Here is an 18,767-nt window from a genome sequence, read left to right as displayed (position 1 = left end):
TTGATCGAAATATCCAGGACGTCGGCAACTGCTTGCCTGGAAAAAGCGGTTTACAAGAAGTCTCCAGCGGCGACGATTCGCTACGGTTTGCAATGCATGCGCCGTTACGAGTCGGATACGGTCCTGCCCTGCAAATCGGCAGGATCGGCTTTCAGGAATGTCCGGCCATGCACGTCGGATAGGATTTGCTCCCAGCGATATTCATCCAGCGGCAATCTTTCTCGGCGGTTTTCCAGAAATGGCTTGAGTATGGCCAGGATGTTCTGCGTCTGCGATGCATCGGACGGCCTGGTGGTGTCTTCGGTCAATTCGCCCATCTCGAATTTCTGCACATGCGTGGATTGGCTGGCCGATTGGCTTGACGTTGCCTTGCTGAGCCGTCCCTTCTTGTATTCGATGTCGGTCGCGCTGTCGGCCTTGTCGTCGATCTGCGTGTAATAGTAATTCTGCGATTTGTTGTCCGTCGTCAGTTTCAGCGGAACATCCGGGATCAGCGACGTGTGGTAGCTGGAAGTCAGATGGGACTGCTGCCGCTGCGAGATGGCGCGGTCGAGCCGGTTGGTATCAGTGACGTGCGTGCTTTGGGAAGCCTCATAGGAAAACGTATCGACTTCATCCAGATGCTTGGGATTGGGCGTGTCCAGCGCTTGCGTGATCGATGCATTGAAGTTGGCCAGTCCGCTCAGCATGGCGTGATCGCTGTCGGTCAGTCCGATGATCCGCTGCTGCAATGCCGGCACGGGATAGTCGCTGTTCATTTGCGTAAAGGCATCCTTGAACATGGACATCAGTGCCTTGTCGCCATGGCCGCGCGCGGCTGCCGCATCAAATTGCTGCAGATAGTTGGCTATGGAGGCGCTGCGCTGTTTTGCACTGCCCCACATTTCGGGATCGCGCATGTTGACGTCGACGCTGATTTTGCCGGCCGGCCCATCCAGACTCAGCGTGCGTTGCGTGTCGCCGGCATGAAAATCCAGGACCTGCGGCGCTTTCCCGTCAAGCGTGATGTCGGAATGAAAATCCACTGAAGACAACACCGTCGAATCGAATTGCGTCAGTGTGCCAAAATCGATACGTGGCGGAACCGCATGCAGGCCGTCGATGGCTTGCTGGAAGGCGTCCGACAGATTGCCGAGCGCGGTGCGTTCCGCTTCGCTGAGCTGACCATTGCCGCCGCTGCTCTTGATGTTGACGGCGAGATTGTCGTCTTGGTTCTTCAGAGAAATCTTCACTTCCACGCCGCTTTTTGTCTTGACGACGAGTCGCTCGTCGGCCCACGGGAAAGAGTTGCTCTCTCCATTTGCATTTGCGACCGTGCTTGCATCGGACGATTGCGTGACCGATTGCGAGAAATTGCCGACGCCATCCTTGACCATGTTCAGCAAGGTGCTGCCCAGATCCTTCAGCCGATTGGTCAGCGAGTGGGACATGAAATTCCCGGCCATCAACGAAGACACGGCGTCGTTCGACGGCACTTTCCAGATCAACGTTGAAGAAGGCGTGGCAGGTGCGCGCGGAATGGAATACGTTTGCGATGGAACGTTTTCAGCGCGGAGCGAAACAATGGCGGACTGCGGCAGCGAATTGGATGCGCTTCCTGCTACGTTGCCAGACGAGGCCGTGGACAAGCGAGCCGGCGGCGATGATGCGCCGGATGTGCGGCTTGCGGCAGTTGATAACGGCAGGATGGCCATGAAGGATGTCCGGGCTTTTTCCGCGCCGGGTTCGGCGTAAAAGTGGGATATCTTCTATAACGCCCAAGTCCGGACAAACTTGAATGGATTGCACGATATTTCCATTTTTGTACGAAACGACGAAGCCGCATGCGTGCATTCGCGCACATGCGGCTTTTCACTTGCCACCCAGGTCTGGTCTGTGGCAATCCGGCCTGGATAGTCAACGCTCACTCAACCTCAACCTCAACTTCAACCTTTCCAGGCCGAACTGCGGATGATGCTGCAGAAATTCCCCGCGTGGAAATGCGGCTCCTTGTCGGCGATGACGTCGGCCTTTACGTTGCCGAAGGTGGTGTCCGGTTTGTGCCTGATGCCGTCGTAGAACGCCTGGATGATGTCTTCCTTGAAGTGCGGCGTGCGCGGATGCGCGTGCACCACGGCTTCGCGGATCGCATCCGGATATTGCGCGTAGGTCAGTCCCAGTACGTCCATTTCGACGCCGGCCGTCACCAGTGCGATTTCAGGGCGCATATATTGCGGGATGCCGGGCGTGGTGTGCAGTGCGATTGCGGTCCAGACGGTTTCCACGTCGTGTTCGGAAATGCCGCGCTGGCGCAGGAAGTCCGCTGCAGCGTTCGCACCGTCGACTTCAAAGCGGTCGTGGTCGCTGCTGTGATCGTGCATCAGGCCAAGATCGTGGAACATCGCGCCTGCGTAGAGCAGCTCGGGATCGTACTTGAGGCCGCGCTGCTTGCCGGCCAGCGCGCCGAAATAGTAGACGCGGCTGGAGTGGTTGAACAGCAGCGGCGTTTCGGTATCGCGGACGAATTCGGTGATCTCGCGTGCGAGCTTGCTGTCGGGGATGACGATGCCGTCGATGGAAGTACGCATGGTTTTCTCCTGTCTGGTGGGTGAATCCAGTGTAGGAGCGGGGCTATTGCGGGACAACGGCGGCGTACCGCTGAATCCGGCCAAAATGGACGGAAAAACGGACAGATGCGGACAAGCACGAACAAGTGCGAAAAACAGGCGCATAACGGAACACATAACCGGACACATAACGAACACACGGCGGGACATATACAAGGCCAGCGAATCGTTCAAATGAAGACGGCACCGCCGAGGCGATGCCGTTTCTTTTTTCAAGCTGCATGCATTTCGGCACCGGTTTATTCCTGTGTGAACAGGAAAGACCGGCGGCTCGTCAGACCAGCGTGATCGTCACGTCGATGTTATTGCGTGTCATCTTCGAATACGGGCAGGTCTGGTGTGCGGTATCGACCAGGGTTTGTGCGATCTCGCGTGCGATGCCCGGCAGGCTGACGTTCAGCCGCGCCTGCAGGAAGTAGGCGCCGTCGGCATTGCACAGATCGACTTCGGTATCGACGGCGAGATCGGCCGGCAATGCAACCTTCAGCTTGGCTGCGGCCAGACCCATCGCGCCGATGAAGCAGGCCGACCAGCCGGCAGCGAACAGCTGCTCCGGATTGGTGCCGGCGCCGCTGCTGCCGGGCGACGACAGCTTGATATCCAGTTTGCCGTCCGAGCTGCGTGCGCTGCCGTCGCGGCCGCCGGTGGTGTGGGTTTTGCCGGTGTACAGAACTTTTGCCTGGGTCATGATGTGTGCTCCTTGTGCGTGTTCAAAAATGGATGTTGCTGATTTGTCTTCAGGGTTTTTTCGTTATCGCTGCATCACTGCGTCGATGTGTTTATTAAACCGTCCGCATGTATCGCCTTTGTGTCGGTGCAAGGCTGCGGGAGTAATCCTGTGTATCCATCACTCCCGCCGATACATTGAGAAACAAAACGCTCTGCTCGAAACGCTGCTCACCGGCGGACGGTCGTTTCACCGCTTATTTCAGTTGTGATTTCGGCTGTGATTTCGGCTGTGACTCCGACGGCGATTCCGGTTGCGCCAGCAGCGAGCGGATCTTCGCTTCGGTTTCCGCGTAGTTGCCTTCGCCGAAATGCGTGTAGACGATGCGGCCCTGCTTGTCGACCAGATACGCGGCCGGCCAGTAGCGGTTGTTGTACGCATTCCATGTTGCATAGTTGTTGTCCTGCGCGACCGGATAGCGGATGTCGAAGCGCTTCAGCGCGGTCGTCACCTTTTCGGTCGAGCGTTCGAACGGATATTCCGGCGTATGCACGCCAACCACGACCAGCCCCTGATCCTTGTACTTGTCGTACCAGCTCTTCACGTAGGGCAGCGTGCGTACGCAATTGATACAGGTGTAGGTCCAGAAATCGACGAGGACGACCTTGCCACGCAGCTTCTGCATGGACAGCGGTTCGCTGTTCAGCCATTTCTCGATGCCGGTGAATTCCGGTGCGACCTGCGGCGTGCTCGGCGCCGACAGGAACGAGAACGGCGAAGCCTGGGCAACGGCAGAAGACAACAAGGCGGTAGCGAACATGGTTTTGATGAGGGTTTTCATGATTACAGTCCTTTCAGGGTAGGGATGAAGTTGGAAATCCATGCGTAGAACAGCACGTCGTACTGGAAGTAAATGGCGATGGCGGTCACTACAATCAGCGCGCCGAACACCTGTTGCAGGTGGCGAGCATGGCGCGCCACGGAGCGCACGCGGGAGGTGATGAAGCGGCCGCCGTAGGCGATGATCAGCATTGGAATGCCGGCGCCGAGCGCATACAGCAACAGCAGCGAGGCGGACCAGCCGATGTCCTGCGCCTTGGCGACCAGCACGAGGATGGAAGCCAGCACCGGGCCGGCGCATGGCGTCCACACTGCGCCCAGCGACATGCCGAGCACGAAGCCGCCGAGGTTGCCGGAACCGTTTCCAGTGGCGGCGCCGATGCGGTCGAACGGGCCGCTCAGGCGCGCCATCAGCCATTCATATGGCGTGCGCCACAGCATCGTCAGGCCGGACAGTGCCAGCACGGCGATGCCGACGTTGCGCAATGTGTCGTGCGCAATCTCGACCGATTGCGAGAAGCCCGCCAGCAACATGCCGAAAGCAGCGAAAGTCAGCACGAAACCGCCGACGATGAACAGCGGACGCACACGGCTGACAGAGGCGTCGTCGGATGCATTCAGCGTGGTGCCCAGCACGATCGGCAGGATCGGCAGGACGCAGGGCGAGGCGATGGTGAGTACGCCGGCCAGCAGGGCCAAGGGCGCTTCGATCAGGTTGTGCATGGCAAGCTCCTTTTGTGGTTGATCGTTGATTGACGATGAGACGTATTGAAACGTCCGCACGTATCACGGATGTGTCTGAAAAGGCTTGCAGTGCAATGTTTTGTATCGATGTACGGGGCCGATACATTGCGATACAAAACGCCGGAAAAAGGAGGCTATAAAGCGGACATCGATCAACCCGAAAGGAGAAAAACATGGATGTCCGACTGCATACCGGTTCCTGCCATTGCGGCGCCGTCAGATTCGAAGTACGTACCGCGCTGACGCCGGCCGTGCGCTGCAACTGCAGCCTGTGCAAGCGCCGCGGTGCGCTGATGTCGCCGGTATTCGATGCGGCCGAACTGCGCATCGTCGAAGGGGAAAAGGAGCTGGCGCTGTATCAGTTCAATACGCGGGCGGCGCGCCATTTCTTCTGCAGGACTTGTGGCGTCTATCCGTTCCACCAGACGCGCAAGGGTGCGGCGCTGTGGCGCGTCAATATCGGCTGCCTGGATGGCGTCGATCCGTATGCGCTGCAGACATCCGTTGCCGACGGCGCGAGTCTCTCCGTCGTCGAAGACGCGTGAGGAGAGAACATGAAACGTCTGCTCGCCATCCTGGCTTTCCTCGCCGGAGGAATCGGCACCGAAATCGTCAAGCCGCTGCAGTGCACCTTGATGATGCCGGTCAAGCTTCGTCTGCAATCCCGCAAGCAATCCCGTAAGGTAAGATGCGCCGATGGAAAATACTGACCACATCCTGATCGTCGACGACGATCGCGAAATCCGCGAACTGCTCGCGACCTATCTCACCAAGAACGGCTTGCGCGCGTCGACTGCGGCCAACGGCCGCCAGATGCGCACGCAGCTGGAAGATGCGCCGGTCGATCTGATCGTGCTCGATCTGATGCTGCCCGGCGAAGACGGCCTGACGCTGTGCCGCGAACTGCGCGCCGGCAAGTGGCGCAACATTCCGGTGCTGATGCTGACTGCCCGCAGCGAGGAAACCGACCGCATCATCGGCCTCGAAATGGGCGCCGACGACTATCTCGCCAAGCCGTTCGCCGTGCGCGAACTGCTGGCGCGCATCCGCTCGGTGCTGCGCCGTGCGCGCATGCTGCCGCCGAACCTGCAGGTGACCGAAGCGGCGCAGTTCCTGCATTTCGGCGACTGGCGGCTCGATACCACGGCACGTCATCTGCTGGATGCGGAAGGCACGATGGTGGCGCTGTCCGGCGCGGAATACCGCCTGTTGCGCGTGTTCCTCGATCATCCGCAGCGCGTGCTGAACCGAGATCAGTTGCTGAACCTGACGCAAGGGCGCGATGCCGACCAGTTCGATCGTTCCATCGATCTGCTGGTCAGCCGCCTGCGCCAGCGCCTGCGCGACGATGCGCGCGAGCCGCGCTACATCAAGACGCTGCGCAGCGAGGGCTATGTGTTCTCCGCTGCGGTGGAACTACGCGAGGAATGAAATGCACGTCATGCAACTGAAGTGGTGGCCGCGCACGCTGTTCACGCGTGTCACGCTGATCTTCTTCGTCGGACTGGCGTTGGCGCAGGGGCTGACGTACTGGCTGATCATGCACGAACGCACGGAAGCCACGACCAAGCTGATGCTCGGCTATCTGGAGCAGGACGTCGCCAGCTCGGTCGCCTTGCTCGACCGCTTGCCGGCCAATGAGCGCGCCGCCTGGCTGCCGCGCCTGGAGCGCCGCACCTACAGCTTCATGCTGGAACCGGGCATGCAAGGCCGCAAGCCGGATACGAAGCTGTCGCGCCGCATTGCCGATTCCTTTCTCGAAGCGATCGGCAGTCATTACTCGGTCGAAGCCTACGCAGTGCCCGGCGCGCGCGAACGCGTGCAGGCGCAGTTGAAGTTGAGCGACGGTACGCCGCTGACGATCGACATGCGGCCTGCCGGCTTGCCGATTTCCAACTGGTTGCCGACGGTGCTGCTGGTGCAGCTGCTCTTGCTGGGAGTCTTCACGTGGATAGGCGTGCGCCTGGCGACGCGGCCGCTGGCGCAACTGGCAAAGGCCGCCGATACGCTCGGCCCCGATTTGCGCGCCATGCATCTGCCGGAAGACGGCCCGCAGGAGGTAGCGCGCGCCGCACGTGCCTTCAATGCCATGCAGGAACGTATCGCCGGCTACATGACTGAGCGCATGCAAATCCTCGCCGCGATCTCGCACGACCTGCAGACGCCGATCACGCGCATGCGCATGCGTGCGGACATGATGGACGATTCGGAGCAGCAGCGGAAACTGAATCAGGATCTGAAGGAAATGGAATCGCTGGTGCGTGAAGGCGTGACCTATGCGCGCACCTTGCATGGCGCATCGGAAGCTGCATGCCGTATCGATCCCGATGCGTTCCTCGACAGCTTGGTCGGCGATTACCTGGATGCAAGCGAGCGCCTGTACCTGAACGGCCGGATTGGCCAGCCGCTGGTCACGCGTCCGAATGCGCTGCGCCGCGTGCTGGTCAACCTGATCGACAACGGTTTCAAATACGGCGGCTCGGTCGAGCTGACCGCGTCGACCGATGCACAGGGCCACGCCATCATCCGCATTCTGGACAACGGCCCCGGCATTCCCGAAGAGGAACTGGAAGCGGTGTTCCAGCCGTTCTATCGGCTCGAATCGTCACGCAACCGCAGCACTGGCGGCACCGGCCTCGGCCTGGCGATTGCACGCCAGCTGATGCAGGCGATGAACGGCACGCTGACGCTGCGCAATCGCGCGGAAGGCGGCCTGGAAGCGCAACTGGTATTGGCAAACGTCGCGGAATGAAAAAAGCGGCCGTGACGGCCGCCTGCATGCAAAGGATCGGAAGGAATCAGGTGGCAGTCCTAACGAATAGCGTCGTCAGCGGCTCGTCACCGACGACGCGGCTGCAATGGCCGTGTACGGCGGCATCGAATGCCGCGCCTTCCGGCAACAGATCGTTCGAGAAAAAATGCTCGCCAGCGCGGAAGATGCGCGAGGTGCCGTCGCGCAGACCGATTTCCATCGCACCGCTCAACACCACCAGCCACTGCGCTGTCGTCGTGCAATGGAAATCACTGCTGATACCGGGCGGGCTATGGCGCACCTGGAAGCCGGAAGAGGGAATCAGTTCGGACAGCAGCGCCTTCGGCGTGCCGCCGGGCAGCGGAATGTCTTCTTCGCGAAAACGCGCGAAGCCGTCGGTATCGGTAAAGAGAACGATGTTGCGGAATGTGGTCATGGCGATCGGGGAAAACGTTCGTTGAAACTGCAAACTGCACGACGCATGTTTTGCGTGCAGATTAACGGCAAGCGGCGGACTGTGCGTCCGCCGCATATCCTAACGTATCCTGTAGCGCATCCAGTAACGTATTTCTTGCTGCAACGGTGGTGCGCTTAATCGCGCACCGTGCGCAACCTCACCGCCAGTGCCGCCAGCGAAGAAAGCGTTGCCAGCGTCACCAGGCCCGGCCAGCCCCAATGCGCCAGCGCCATGCTGCCGAGCGCCGCGCCGGACGCCATGCCGACGAACATGCCGGTGAACAGCAGCGCATTCAGGCGGCTGCGCGAACCCGGATCGATGCCGAACACCACCGTCTGGTGCGCCACCAGCGTGGCCTGCACGCCGAAATCAAAGCCGACGGTGGCAACGACGAGCAGTATCAGTTGCGTATGCGGCGACATCAGCGGCGCCAGCCACATCAACGCAAACGAGATGGCAGCCAGCGTGCAGCCGATGCGCGTTACCAGTTCCGGGCCGCGTCGATCGGAGATGCGGCCGGCCAGCGGCGCGGCGAGCGCACCTGCGGCACCCGCCAGGCCGAAGGCGCCGGCGACTGCGCTGCCCAGATGGAAAGGCTCGCCATGCAGCATCACGGCCAGCGTCGACCAGAATGCGCTGAAGCCGATCGCCAGCAGGCCTTGCGCCAGTGCAGCCTGGCGCAGCTTGCCGTGTGCACGCCACAGATCGACCATCGAACCCAGCAGCGCGCCGTAGCCCAGTTGCGTCGTCGGCTTGAAGCGCGGCAGGCCACGCCATATCGCCACGGCGATCAGCGCGATGCCGACAGCCGCCGCCACATAAACGGCGCGCCAGCCGAATTGCGCCGCGCCGACGCCGCTGATCACGCGCGACAGCAGGATGCCGAGCAGCACGCCCGTCATCACGGTGCCGACGGTCTTGCCGCGCTGCGCCTCGGGCGCCAGTGTCGCCGCGGCGGGGATGATGTCCTGCACCATCGTCGCGGTCAGGCCGATCGCGAGACTGGCGGCGAGCAGAGTGCCGATGCCGGGCGCAAGGCCGCTGCCCAGCAGCGCCAGCGTCAGCAGCGCTGCCTTTGCCAGGATGATGGTGCGGCGGTCGTAGCGGTCGCCCAGCGGTGCCAGCAGCAGGATGCCAAGTGCGTAGCCGAGCTGCGTCAGCGTCGGCACCCAACCGATCATGCTGTCGCTGGTGTGCATGTCCGTGCCTAGCAGGCCCAGCATCGGCTGGCTGTAGTAAAGCGATGCAACCGCGAGGCCGGCGCCCGTCGCCATCAGCAGGATGAGCGGCGCGGGGATGGCAGTATCGGTAGGTTTTTCCTTCTTGTTTGCAGGTAGTGCAGGTGTTGTTTGAGCGGCCAACATAGTGGTTTCCCTTCGTGTGATGATGCCGCGTATTCTCCTTTTGAATAAAAGATGATGGTAGTGGCCTTAAACGTACATTTGTTATACGCTTGATGCATGAAAGAAGCAGGCAACCCCGGCGTAGACCGCATCGAGCTGATGCAAACCTTTGTCCGTATCGTGGAGACGGGCAGCCTGTCGGCCGCCGCCGAACAACTGAAGACCAGCCAGCCCACAGTCAGCCGTCGCCTGCAGACGCTGGAACGTTCGCTGGGTTTGCGCCTGCTGCAACGCACGACGCATGTGATGAAGCTCACCGAAGACGGCGAGCGCTGCTATGCGCATGCGAAGGAATTGCTGGAGAACTGGAAGGCGATGGAAGCCGACCTGCGCGGGACGCAGGACGATCCGGAAGGCATGTTGCGCGTGCTGGTGCCGCATGCATTCGGCCAGGATCAGCTGATCGATCTGCTGACCGATTACCTGGCGCGCTATCCGCGGGTTTCCGTCGACTGGATGCTGCACGACCGCAGGCCGGATTTCATCGCCGAAGGCATCGACTGCGCAATCCAGGCCGGCGAAATCGACAATCCTTCGCTCGTTGCCTTGCGCCTGTTTGAAGTGCCGCGCATCGTTATCGGTTCACCGGATCTGGTGCGCGGCGCACTGCCTGCACATCCTGAAGATTTGCATGATCTGCCATGGTTGGCCTTGCGCACCTATTATCGCGACGAGGTCGTGCTGACGCGGCAGCAGGAAGATAAGCGTGGAGGGAAGAGGCGTGATGCCAATGACCGCAGCAATACCTATACGCACCGTTTCCCGATACGGCCGCGCATGAGTACCGACAGCCTGTATGCGATGCGCAATGCCGCGTTGAAAGGCCTGGGCGTGGGCATCGTGTCGGCCTGGCTGGTGGCCGACGATATCGCGGCAGGCCGGCTGGTGCATCTCGTGCCCGAATGGCGGGCCGAGCCGCTGCCGGTTTCGCTGGTTTATCCGTACGCGCGTTTCTATCCGGCGCGCACGCGATTGTTCATTGAGGCCGTGCGCAGGATCGTGCTGGAGCTGGAGACAAGGACGGACGCTACGTTATCTGCGTTCCCCACCCGGAAAAAGGCAGCACCGAAATAAGGGCCGCAGATCGGCAATCAGTCTGCGGGTTTGTGTTCCACATGCGCCTTCAGCAGCGTCTCCGCTGCACGCAGTGCGCCGGCTTCCGCTTCTTCCTTCGTCATGAAGACTTCTTCCACGCACACATGCTGGCGCGGAAACACGCTGTTGCGGTGCATTGGGTTGGTGGAGGGGCCGTAGATCGTCAGATAGGCCGCCCATTGCTCTGTGCCGCCGATCTGCTCCGCTTCATATTCGATTTCATGATCGCCAATGGTTTCGTAAGGCATTGAGTATCCCTTTCGCTGATGATGCGACGGTGGCTACTGCGACGAACTCGATTGTCACGCCCGGTATCGGCATCACGAACAACTGTAGTTCGCCGCTGACGGGTACTTCCGTCGCACGGTAGACGACATTTTCTTCCTGCAGGCGTTCGATCAGTTTCGTCCATTCGGCGTTGTCTTCGATACGGAACGCGAAGTGATCGATGCGCGTGGAAGATTTGACGGGCGGCTGATCGGTATTGCCCTTGACCAGATGAATCACCGGTTTGTCCTTCTGGTACAGCCAGTAGCCGTCGAAAGAGAACGGCGGGCGCTCGCCTTCGACAAGGCCGACGACGGTACAGAAGAAATTGCGCAGGGCTTCAAGCTGCGGCGCAACGATGGTGGCGTGGTCGAGTTTCATGTTTGTCATTGTAGGCCGATTAGCGCAATTCGGCCGATGGCATGTCCATGCAACACGGGCAAAGCTTAGCCCAGGGATTGAACAATCGTGCGCGTCGCATCGGCGATCACATCGTCGCGTGGCTTGGCGGCCTGATTGTGCTGCGTGAAATACGCCACGATCACGATGGGTGCGCGGCCCGGCGGCCACAGCACGCCGATATCGTTGGTGGTGCCGTAGGAGCCGGTGCCGGTCTTGTCGGCCACGATCCAGTCCGTCGGCACGCCGGCGCGAATGCGTGCATCGCCGGTGCGGTTCTTCTTCATCCAGAACACCAGCTGTTCGCGCTGCAACGATCCCAACGCATTGCCCAGCATGAGCTTTTGCAAGGTCTGCACCATCGCGGCAGGCGTCGTCGTATCGCGCAAGTCGCCGGGAACGGCGCTGTTCAGATCCGGCTCCCACCGATCGAGCCGGAAAGTCTCGTCGCCGATTGTGCGGGCGAAAGCGGTCACGTCCGCAGGACCGCCCAGTTCCTTCATCATCAGATTGACGGCGGCGTTGTCGCTGTACTGCAGCGTGGCCGCGCACAGTTCGGAAACTGTCATGCCCTTGCCAACCAGTTTTCCTGTGATCGGCGCATAGCCGGAGCTGTCGGTATCCTGCCGCGTGTAACTGATGCGCTTGCCCAGCAGTTCGCCTTGCGTTTCGCTGCGTTTCAGGATGGCTGCAGCGGCTATGGTCTTGAAAGTGCTGCAGAACGGAAAGCGCTCGCCGGCACGGTATTCCACCGCCTTGCCGGAGCCGGTATCGAAGGCGACGAGGCCGAGGCGGCCGTTGGTAGATTGCTCCAGCTTTGCCAGCGCATCCTGTACGGAGGCAGATGCCGCCGATGCCGCAGACGCGGACCGGGAGAGGCTGGCGAACGGCGCAGTCATCGCAATCATCAGCAGGGCGCGGCGGCGTACGGAAAGTCGATCGTCATCCCGCATAGCCGATTCCCTTCGCCATCATCGCCGCGCACAGCATCATCAACAGCAGCAGCGTCAGTTCCACATGGATCAGGATGCGCAATCTGCGGTTTTTCGCTTCGTCCAGTTCCGGCACGATGCCTTGCTTCAGCGATTTACCCCACTTCAGGAAAGTGAGCGTCGGATAGATCGAAATCAGGCCGACCGCGACGAACAGCGCCATCTTTGCCATGAAGGGCGTGCTGTGCATGTAATAAAGCGGGCCTTTTTCGAAATACATCACGCGCAATGCGCCCACGATGAGGACTGCGCCGGCAAATGCGCCGTAGATCGCGTCGTAGCGCATGATTTTTCTTGCGGATGCCAGCGTCAGCGGCTGCTTCAGCAGCAGCATTTCGAACGACAGCAACAGCATGATGGCGACGAAGCAGAGGTGGTGCAGGAAAGCGACGAAGGCGTTCATGATCGGCCCGGCAGGATGCGAGGCTTACGATGATGCACCGATTTCCGTCAGCAGTGCAAGGAGACGAACGGTATCGATCGGTTTTACCAAGTGATAGTCGAATCCCGCTTCCTGTGATTTCTTCCGGTCCTGCCCCTGGCTGTAGCCGGTGACGGCAATCAGCGAAGCCGAGGCAGCAGCAGGCGAGGCACGCAGCTGCCGTGCCAGTTCCAGTCCGTCCATGTCCGGCAGGCCGATATCGACTAGCCAGACTTGTGGAGAGACGGCGTCGGCCCGCGCAAGCGCCTGATGTGCGTCGTATGCGACTTCCACGTCATGGCCTACCATGCTCAGAAACATCTCCAGCGTATTGGCCGCATCCTGGTTGTCGTCGACGATCATGATGCGCAAAGCAGAAGCAGTTTTCTCGAATGATTCTTCCTTGTCGTCGTCGGAAGGAGAAACGAGCGCCTCGGGTGCGAGGCGCGACAGCTGCACGGTGAACGTGCTGCCCTGTCCAAGTCCGCCGCTGCTTGCCGATACCTTGCCGCCGTGCGATTCGATCAGGCTTTTTACCAGCGCAAGGCCAAGTCCGAGGCCACCTTGTGAACGGTCGGCTGCGCGCTCTGCCTGCGAAAACAGGTCGAATACATGCGGAATCAATTCCGGCGGCATGCCGATGCCATTGTCGCTGATGTCCAGGCTGGCATTTTTTTCCCGTACCTGCAGCCGTGCACTGATACAGCCGTTTTCCGGAGTGTATTTCGATGCATTGTTCAGGATGTTGACGACTACCTGCACAAGCCGCTTGCGGTCGCCCAATACCGACACCGGTTCCGGCGGCAGATGCAGCGTCAGTTGGTGATGTCGTGCGTTGATCAGCGGCCGCACCTGCTCAATCGCCTCGGACAGGATGTCGCGCAGGTCCAGCGCCTGCTTGTCTAGCGTGATCAGGCCGCGTGTCACGCGTGCGACGTCGAGCAGGTCATCGATGAGATTCGTCATGTGGTCGACTTGTCGCGCGATGATCGTGCTCGACCGTTTGACGCGATCGATATCGGCCGGGGCCCTTTCGAGTATTGTCGCCGCCGCCTTGATCGGCGACAAGGGATTGCGCAATTCATGCGCCAGCATGGCTAGGAATTCATCCTTGCGTTGATCGGCCAGGCGGATTTCGTACTGTCGCTGGCGCGCACGCAAGGCGGAACGCGCGGCACTGATCAGGCTCGGCATACGGATCGGACGTTCCAGTAATGTCAGATTCCCCAGCCATTCGTATGCATTGCGCGTCCATGGCGATTCTCCACCGGGTTTGGTCAGCACCAGTATCGGCAGGTCCGACCATTGAGGCTGATCGGCCAGGTATGCAATCAGCGGCGCGGAAGCCGACTTCGGCAAGGCTTCCTCGACGATGAGAATTGCACCGGCGCCGAGAGATGCCTGCTGTACCAGTTCCGCCAACGTGTTGCAGATGAAGCAGGACAACCCGGCACGCTCCAGCGCCGAGCAGGCTAGTGCCGCATCTTTACCATGAGGTGTATAGACCAGAATGCGCAGTTCGGCCGGTTCAACCATGGGGCCGCTATTCCTTTGCTTTTTCTGCCAGGCGCGGGACGCCGGTAAGAATGCCGCGGAACTGTTTCAGTACCGGTCCGATCTTGATGCCTTCCTGCGTGATGGACAATCGGCGTATCGTTCGTTCGTGTCCGCTTCCCCGTTTCTTGAAAACGGAAATCGCCTGCTGCACTTCGCCGCTGGCTTCGAAATAGCGCAGCAGGATGATGTTGTCGGACAGGTAGCTGGCATCGACGTTGGTGCTCATTTGTCCGCCCAGCACGCCCTGCTGCACGCCGATCAGCATTGTGATGATGCCGCGCTGTCCCAGATAGGTCAGCAGTTCGTGCATGTGACTGGTCAGCATTTTCTCGTTCGGCATCGCCTGCATGAAACCGTTCAGGCTATCCACCACGATAACCTTCGCGCCCGTATCCGCTGCGCGGCACACCAGATGGACGAACTCGCCCGGCGTCAGCTGCGCGGGATCGATTTGCCGCAGCGACAGGCGACCGGTTTCCATATGCTCGCGCAGGCCGATGTGCAACGCATCCGCGCGATGCAGCAGATTGGCGGCCGATTCCTCGAACACGAACATCGCCGCATACTGCCCGCGTTGCAGGCAGGAGTTGACGAACTGCGAGGCCAGCGTCGATTTGCCGGTCCCTGGCGGTCCGGCGATCAGCGTACTGCTGCCTTCCTCCAGGCCGCCGCCGAGCAGACTGTCCAGCTCGGCCAGCCCGCTGGAAAACTGATTGCGTGAACTGAACTCGCGGGTTTCCGCCGCCACCAGGCGCGGATAGACGATAAGCCCGCCGTGCTGAATCTTGTAATCGTGCAGCCCTTCGCGAAAGGCGATGCCGCGATACTTGATGATCTCCATGCGCCGGCGGATGCCGCCGTAGTCGGTCGCCATCCGCTCCAGCGCAATGACGCCGTGCGCAATGCTGCGTACCTGCAGATCGCCTTCGCTGGCCGTGCGGTCGTCCAGAAACAGTGCCGTGCACGCGTGCGATGCGAAGAACTGCTTGAAGGCCAGCACCTGCCGGCGGTAGACGAGCGCGTTGGATGCGAGCAACTGCAGTTCGGACAGCGAATCGAGCACGACGCGCACCGGCCTGATTTTCTCGAAGATCGCCAGCACGCCCTTGGTCATCGTGCCCATCTCCACATCGCTCGGATGGAAGATGCTGTACTGTTCGGCCGGATCAAGGATACTTTCGGACGGCAGCACTTCATGGATGTGAATTCTGTCCAGCGACCAGCCGTGCGCTGCCGCCACGGCGCGCAATTCGACAGCCGTCTCGGACAGCGTGATGTACAGCGCCGGTTCGCCCTTCTTCGCGCCTTCCAGCAGGAATTGCAAGGCCAGCGTCGTCTTGCCCGATCCCGGGGAGCCTTCAAGCAGGTACAGGCGGTCGCCGGTAAATCCGCCGCGCAGAACGTCATCCAGACCTGCGATGCCGGTCGATAGAAACGTCGTGGTGGAACTGTTCTGTGCAGTCATCGTGTGCTCCCCGGCTCGCGTGGCAGGTCAGCTTGAATCGCCGTCAGAAATCGCGGCATGCTGTTTATCTATGTCGGTTTGCCGTGTTTTCGGCGCGTGAATCGCGGAAGGGCTTGCTTCTCGGCTATTCCGGCAGTGTTGCACGAATGGCATCCGTGTCGAATAGGAGAAAGGCGACAAGCGTTGTAGGAGTACAGGAACATGCACAAGGGAAACATCGAGCAGTACGGCATGGCGATATCGCGAGACAACGCTCGCCAGCCCGTTGCCGTTTCGATTTCGCGGCGGATTGGCAGAAAGCGCGCTTTAGTTTCGTTTGGTGTGGCCGATATCAATGGCATCCGCCTTCCATCTTCCATCCTCTCTGGACTCTCATGAAAAACGTCAAGATATCCACACGTCTGATCCTGCTCAGCGCCTTTCTCATTTTCGGCTCCGTGCTTCTTGGCCTCACCGGCTGGACCACACTGAACAAAGTGAATGCCCTGATGGCAACCGCACTGCAACAATCGGCCGACGCCGAACGCGCAGTCGATGTCGCAAGAAAGGCGCAGGTCGATTTCAAGATACAGATTCAGGAATGGAAGAACACGCTGCTGCGCGGCGGTGATCCCGAAGCATTCGGCAAATACCGCGCTTCCTTCGTCAAGTACGGAGAGGAAACGCAGAACGGACTGGCAGAGTTGAAAACCGTGTTTGGCAGGCTGGATCTGGATGCCGCGCAGGTTGATGTCGCCAGACAGGCATTGGCCCAGCTGACGGAAAAATATCTGGTCGCGTTGCGGCAGTATGAGGGCAATCCCGACGGTGCCAAGGCGGTCGATACCCTGGTCAAGGGAATGGATCGCGAACCGACCGAGAAGATCGACCGCATCGTCGATTACGTCAATGAAAGCGCCGTCCGCATCCGCGCCCAGAACCGCGATGCGCTCGCTGCCAGCGCCAGCACAGCCACCATGACGATGCTGGCGGCGGTCGTCATCCTCACGCTGCTGGGCGCCGCGTTGACCTACTGGATCATCACCAGCGTGATTCGTCCGTTGAACAATGCGATCGACGTCGCGCGTACCGTGGCCTCCGGCGACCTGACGGCGAAGATCGAAGTCTCTTCCCGCGACGAAACCGGCACGCTGCTCAACGCGCTGAAGGAAATGAACGAAAATCTCGTGCGCATCGTCAGCCGCGTGCGTCAGGGAACGGATGCCATTGCAACCGGTTCCGCCGAGATCGCGGCAGGCAATCTCGACCTGTCGTCGCGCACCGAACAGCAGGCCAGCGCGCTGGAGGAAACGGCATCGTCGATGGAAGAAATCACCGCCACCGTCAGGCAGAACGTCGAGAATGCACGCCAGGCCAACCGGTTCGCGGCCAGCGCGTCGGATGTCGCGCATCGCGGGCGTGAAGTCGTGACGCAAGTCGTGCAGACGATGGAATCGATCAACGATGCATCGAAGAAGATCGTCGAGATCATCGCCGTCATCGACGGCATCGCGTTCCAGACCAACATTCTTGCGCTGAACGCCTCGGTCGAGGCGGCGCGCGCCGGCGAACAGGGGCGCGGCTTTTCCGTCGTCGCCTCTGAAGTGCGCAATCTGGCGCAGCGTTCGGCAACGGCGGCGAAGGAAATCAAGGCGCTGATTGGCGATTCCGTCGAACGTGTCGATGCCGGCGGCAGATATGTGATGCAGGCCGGTACGACGATGGATGAAATCATGGACAGCGTGCGCCGCGTGACGGACATCATGGCCGAGATCACCGCCGCAAGCCAGGAGCAGAGCGCCGGCATCGAGCAGGTGAATCAGGCCGTCGGCCAGATGGATCAGGTAACGCAGCAGAATGCGGCGCTGGTCGAGGAAGCGGCCGCTGCCGCCGCATCGTTGCAGAACCAGGCCGATCAGTTGAAGGAAACGGTCGGTACGTTCAAGCTGGACGATCGCTCCAGTCTGCCGATGCGCGGGCAGCCGCTGCTGGCGTAATAGATGATGGTTTAACGGCTGATGGCGGCTGCCGGTCTCGCTGCGTTGCGTCGTGGCCGGCGCCGCGATTCGCCGCCTCGATGAGAAGAGCGATATACGGACGCGGCGGGACGATTCTGCCTATTCCTCGTACAGCGCCGTGATCTCGTCCCACCACTGCTGCGCCAAATATTCGCTTTCCTTGCGCAGCAGGTAATAGAAGCCGATATAGGCGACGTCCTCGATCGCGTCGCGTATTTGCAGCGCGCTTCCCAGTCCGCCTTTTCCGCCTTCCACCATTGTCGGTCGAAGCGCTCGATCAGATCCTTTACCAGCGCGGGGCCGAGCAGGGCTTCCGCCGCAGTGACGGTGACGGGCGGCGGCAGCTCGGCGGCTGCTCCGGCAGCTTCCACGCGATCGTGCAACGCGGGATGCGTAATGGCACAGAAGTCCGGACAGCGGTATCCCATGCATGTGCCCGTCGAGAGGCTACGGCGGCAGAAGCGTTACTTCTGCTTGCGATCCAGTTCCGCGATCAGGCTTTTCATCTCGCCGATCTCGCGCGTCTGCGATTCCACGATGCTGTTCGCCAGCGCCTTGACGCGCGGATCGGACAGATGCGCGCGGCTGCTCGTCAGCACGGCGATCGAATGATGCGGGATCATCGCCTTCATCCAGGAGACGTCCTCCACGGTCGCCTGGCTGCGCACCAGCCACAGCGCGCCGACGAACACGATCGCCGCACCGGCCAGGATGCCCATGTTCAAGCGGCGATTCTTGTACATGCCCGGCATGAACAGCAGCATCACGATTGCCATCGTCGCGCCCATCAGCAGCGTCATATAGGTACGCGTTTCGCTGAAGAAAACATGATCGAGCTGGAAGGTGTTCAGGTACATCAGGCCAAACATCACGACCGTGGAAGTCGCGATCATCAGGCCAAAGCGCAGGTAGGGATTCATGGTCGCCTTTCGTCGGAAGCGCGCATGGCGCGATTGACGGTTCGATGCGGCATACAATGTTTCGTTCGCCGAGCGGGCGGCATGTCGTCGGGCAAGAGGATGCAGATCGCGAAACAGCCGCGCTGACGGCGGCCGTAGGTATGGAAGATGTTCGCGCGCGCTTCAATGTTCCACAGTCGTGCGTA

Annotated in this window: 22 protein-coding genes; 7 read left to right on the top strand and 15 right to left on the bottom strand. The window is 60.6% G+C overall.

The genetic code is table 11. From position 1 onward, the window contains the following. Positions 1-104 precede the first annotated feature (104 nt). A complete protein-coding gene (locus ACO1VH_RS06340; RefSeq protein WP_486243564.1) occupies positions 105-1,430 on the bottom strand; it encodes a hypothetical protein in 1,326 nt (441 codons plus the stop codon). On the opposite strand from ACO1VH_RS06340, the gene ACO1VH_RS06335 reads away from it, so the two are divergent. Then, positions 1,429-1,734: a hypothetical protein gene (locus tag ACO1VH_RS06335; protein ID WP_486243562.1), complete on the top strand. Its 306-nt coding sequence runs from the start codon at positions 1,429-1,431 to the stop codon at positions 1,732-1,734. The two genes, ACO1VH_RS06340 and ACO1VH_RS06335, sit on opposite strands and share 2 nt — an antisense overlap. A gap of 191 nt (positions 1,735-1,925) precedes the next feature. Here ACO1VH_RS06335 and ACO1VH_RS06330 read toward each other — a convergent pair whose 3' ends face one another. The 4 genes from ACO1VH_RS06330 to ACO1VH_RS06315 form a co-directional block, all read right to left on the bottom strand. After that, positions 1,926-2,567, bottom strand: coding sequence for an HD domain-containing protein (locus ACO1VH_RS06330; RefSeq protein WP_486243560.1), 642 nt, complete (start codon positions 2,565-2,567; stop codon positions 1,926-1,928). A 313-nt stretch (positions 2,568-2,880) separates the two neighbouring features. Beyond that, a complete protein-coding gene (locus ACO1VH_RS06325) occupies positions 2,881-3,294 on the bottom strand; it encodes an organic hydroperoxide resistance protein (RefSeq protein ID WP_486243558.1) in 414 nt (137 codons plus the stop codon). A 235-nt stretch (positions 3,295-3,529) separates the two neighbouring features. Continuing rightward, entirely contained in the window at positions 3,530-4,114 is a 585-nt protein-coding gene (locus ACO1VH_RS06320; RefSeq protein WP_486243557.1) for a thioredoxin family protein, read from the bottom strand. 2 nt (positions 4,115-4,116) lie between these two features. Next, complete coding sequence (locus tag ACO1VH_RS06315; RefSeq protein WP_486243555.1) at positions 4,117-4,836, bottom strand: cytochrome c biogenesis CcdA family protein; 720 nt, start codon at positions 4,834-4,836, stop codon at positions 4,117-4,119. Positions 4,837-5,030: 194 nt separating this feature from the next. Here ACO1VH_RS06315 and ACO1VH_RS06310 point away from each other — a divergent pair, with 194 nt between their 5' ends. The 4 genes from ACO1VH_RS06310 to ACO1VH_RS06295 are packed head-to-tail and all read left to right on the top strand — an operon-like array spanning position 5,031 to position 7,609. After that, positions 5,031-5,402 carry a GFA family protein gene (locus ACO1VH_RS06310; protein ID WP_486243553.1) on the top strand — a complete coding sequence of 124 codons (372 nt, stop codon included), beginning with the start codon at positions 5,031-5,033 and terminating at the stop codon, positions 5,400-5,402. 9 nt (positions 5,403-5,411) lie between these two features. Further along, complete coding sequence (locus tag ACO1VH_RS06305) at positions 5,412-5,567, top strand: hypothetical protein (RefSeq protein ID WP_486243551.1); 156 nt, start codon at positions 5,412-5,414, stop codon at positions 5,565-5,567. Next, a complete protein-coding gene (locus ACO1VH_RS06300; RefSeq protein ID WP_486243549.1) occupies positions 5,554-6,288 on the top strand; it encodes a response regulator in 735 nt (244 codons plus the stop codon). The genes ACO1VH_RS06305 and ACO1VH_RS06300 overlap by 14 nt, the downstream gene beginning before the upstream one ends. A 1-nt stretch (position 6,289) precedes the next feature. Then, entirely contained in the window at positions 6,290-7,609 is a 1,320-nt protein-coding gene (locus ACO1VH_RS06295) for an ATP-binding protein (RefSeq protein WP_486243547.1), read from the top strand. Between the two features lie 46 nt (positions 7,610-7,655). On the opposite strand, the gene ACO1VH_RS06290 is transcribed toward ACO1VH_RS06295, so the two are convergent. Continuing rightward, a complete protein-coding gene (locus ACO1VH_RS06290; protein WP_486243545.1) occupies positions 7,656-8,045 on the bottom strand; it encodes a cupin domain-containing protein in 390 nt (129 codons plus the stop codon). Positions 8,046-8,200: 155 nt separating this feature from the next. Then, positions 8,201-9,430: an MFS transporter gene (locus tag ACO1VH_RS06285; RefSeq protein ID WP_486243543.1), complete on the bottom strand. Its 1,230-nt coding sequence runs from the start codon at positions 9,428-9,430 to the stop codon at positions 8,201-8,203. A 96-nt stretch (positions 9,431-9,526) separates the two neighbouring features. On the opposite strand from ACO1VH_RS06285, the gene ACO1VH_RS06280 reads away from it, so the two are divergent. After that, the gene (locus tag ACO1VH_RS06280) at positions 9,527-10,543 is read left to right on the top strand and encodes a LysR family transcriptional regulator (protein WP_486243541.1); all 1,017 of its coding nucleotides are present in this window, start codon (positions 9,527-9,529) and stop codon (positions 10,541-10,543) included. A 17-nt stretch (positions 10,544-10,560) separates the two neighbouring features. Here ACO1VH_RS06280 and ACO1VH_RS06275 read toward each other — a convergent pair whose 3' ends face one another. The 6 genes from ACO1VH_RS06275 to ACO1VH_RS06250 all read right to left on the bottom strand — a co-directional run bounded on the left by ACO1VH_RS06275 (position 10,561) and on the right by ACO1VH_RS06250 (position 15,665). Then, positions 10,561-10,812, bottom strand: coding sequence for a hypothetical protein (locus ACO1VH_RS06275; RefSeq protein ID WP_486243539.1), 252 nt, complete (start codon positions 10,810-10,812; stop codon positions 10,561-10,563). Then, entirely contained in the window at positions 10,784-11,212 is a 429-nt protein-coding gene (locus ACO1VH_RS06270) for a VOC family protein (protein ID WP_486243537.1), read from the bottom strand. The genes ACO1VH_RS06275 and ACO1VH_RS06270 overlap by 29 nt, the downstream gene beginning before the upstream one ends. Positions 11,213-11,277: 65 nt before the next feature. Then, complete coding sequence (bla, locus tag ACO1VH_RS06265; protein WP_486243535.1) at positions 11,278-12,183, bottom strand: class A beta-lactamase; 906 nt, start codon at positions 12,181-12,183, stop codon at positions 11,278-11,280. Further along, entirely contained in the window at positions 12,173-12,625 is a 453-nt protein-coding gene (locus tag ACO1VH_RS06260) for a DUF2214 family protein (protein WP_486243533.1), read from the bottom strand. The genes bla and ACO1VH_RS06260 overlap by 11 nt, the downstream gene beginning before the upstream one ends. 24 nt (positions 12,626-12,649) lie before the next feature. Beyond that, complete coding sequence (locus tag ACO1VH_RS06255; RefSeq protein ID WP_486243531.1) at positions 12,650-14,179, bottom strand: hybrid sensor histidine kinase/response regulator; 1,530 nt, start codon at positions 14,177-14,179, stop codon at positions 12,650-12,652. A 7-nt stretch (positions 14,180-14,186) separates the two neighbouring features. Next, the gene (locus tag ACO1VH_RS06250) at positions 14,187-15,665 is read right to left on the bottom strand and encodes an ATPase domain-containing protein (RefSeq protein ID WP_486243529.1); all 1,479 of its coding nucleotides are present in this window, start codon (positions 15,663-15,665) and stop codon (positions 14,187-14,189) included. A 374-nt stretch (positions 15,666-16,039) separates the two neighbouring features. Between ACO1VH_RS06250 and ACO1VH_RS06245 the strand changes: the two genes are divergently transcribed. After that, entirely contained in the window at positions 16,040-17,641 is a 1,602-nt protein-coding gene (locus ACO1VH_RS06245; RefSeq protein ID WP_486243527.1) for a methyl-accepting chemotaxis protein, read from the top strand. A gap of 120 nt (positions 17,642-17,761) precedes the next feature. Here ACO1VH_RS06245 and ACO1VH_RS06240 read toward each other — a convergent pair whose 3' ends face one another. Both ACO1VH_RS06240 and ACO1VH_RS06235 read right to left on the bottom strand, forming a co-directional pair. After that, on the bottom strand, positions 17,762-17,920 hold the full coding sequence (locus ACO1VH_RS06240) for a hypothetical protein (protein WP_486243525.1): 159 nt from the start codon (positions 17,918-17,920) through the stop codon (positions 17,762-17,764). A 206-nt stretch (positions 17,921-18,126) separates the two neighbouring features. Next, entirely contained in the window at positions 18,127-18,582 is a 456-nt protein-coding gene (locus ACO1VH_RS06235; protein WP_486243523.1) for a DUF305 domain-containing protein, read from the bottom strand. Positions 18,583-18,767 lie beyond the last annotated feature (185 nt).

The sequence above is a fragment of the Oxalicibacterium sp. genome (assembly GCF_057353965.1).
Note: the sequence above shows the minus strand (reverse complement) of the source record. Positions and strands in the feature narration are given on the sequence as shown.